The organism is Vibrio sp. 1249-1, assembly GCF_033340495.1.
This window is the reverse complement of the sequence record NZ_JAWOWJ010000152.1, coordinates 1-1,027: the sequence shown is the minus strand read 5'-3', so window position 1 is coordinate 1,027 and position 1,027 is coordinate 1. Positions and strand designations below refer to the sequence as shown.

At 43.4% G+C, this 1,027-nt stretch carries 2 protein-coding genes; one reads left to right on the top strand and one right to left on the bottom strand.

The features are described from left to right. Positions 1–86 precede the first annotated feature (86 nt). Positions 87–458, top strand: a complete 372-nt coding sequence (locus R7Z50_RS24905; protein WP_005487881.1) for a hypothetical protein — start codon at positions 87–89, stop codon at positions 456–458. A gap of 109 nt (positions 459–567) precedes the next feature. Here R7Z50_RS24905 and R7Z50_RS24900 read toward each other — a convergent pair. Then, the coding region (locus R7Z50_RS24900) for an ABC transporter permease (RefSeq protein ID WP_318149403.1) at positions 568–1,027 on the bottom strand (460 nt) is incomplete at its 5' end.

The window sequence follows — 1,027 nt, the reverse complement described above, 5'->3', positions numbered from 1 at the left end:
TGAGCAAGTTCTATAACCTAAACTTTGCTCGCTTCCTATACTGAATTAACGAAGCAGAGTTTTTATAACAACAAGAGGCAGCTTGCATGACAAGAACAACCTCATTTGCACTCGTTCTATTACTGATGTGCGCATACTTTGGTTACAACCGTTATTACGTGTATCCGCAGCAGTTGGAAACACAGGCCAAATCCATGTTGATACAAATGGCAAATCGCGAAGAGTGGATGGATGTGTTTGAAATGATGAACCGCGTAGAAGCTCACAAAGGGCATTTAGAGCTTGCAGCGCATGTTAAATCCTCTGATGGCAAGCGTGCTTACAGTGAAGGGTTCATCACCTATACCGACCGAGACGGGATGGTATGTAAAGAAGTGGTTTTTAACTTCAAAATTAACTCGTTGAAGAATTACAGCATTTCTGACTTACGCGATTGTTCTTTTGGTGAATATTACTAAACCGAATCGTGCTATTGAGCATTGTCAGTAAGGCATTCAAATTTCCAAACAAAAATAGCCTCTTTGTCGAGGCTATTTTTGTTTCTACGGAAGAGAAAAATGGGCAACTTTAATCGAGCGATTTCTTAAACCTTAGTGATGCGACGACCAATCCAAATACGGTAAACCCGAGCAGCCAAAGGGTATCTCGCCATAAGTCCATCAGATCCGCTCCTCGCAACACTATGCCTCGAATCATGCGCATAAAGTGAGTGGCAGGCAGGGCTTCTGAAATCCACTGTGCAGCGACTGGCATGCCCTCGTAAGGGAACATAAATCCAGACAGCAGAATCGAAGGCAGAAGAATGAACACCGTCATTTGCATCGCTTGAAGTTGTGTTGTGGCGATGGTGGATATGACCAATCCTAAAGTTAAGCTGGCGGCGATAAACAACAAGGTTCCAAACAGAATTTGGCTGATTGCACCGTTAATTGGTACGCCGAAAATCCAATGTCCCAACCCTAGAATGATGAAAACCTGAATTAAGCCGACAAAGATATACGGCACGATTTTCGCCACCATTAGCTCT

Coding starts and splice junctions, on each gene's coding strand:
- R7Z50_RS24905 (WP_005487881.1), top strand. CDS start 87: ATGACAAGAACAACCTCATTTGCACTCGTTCTATTACTGATGTGCGCA.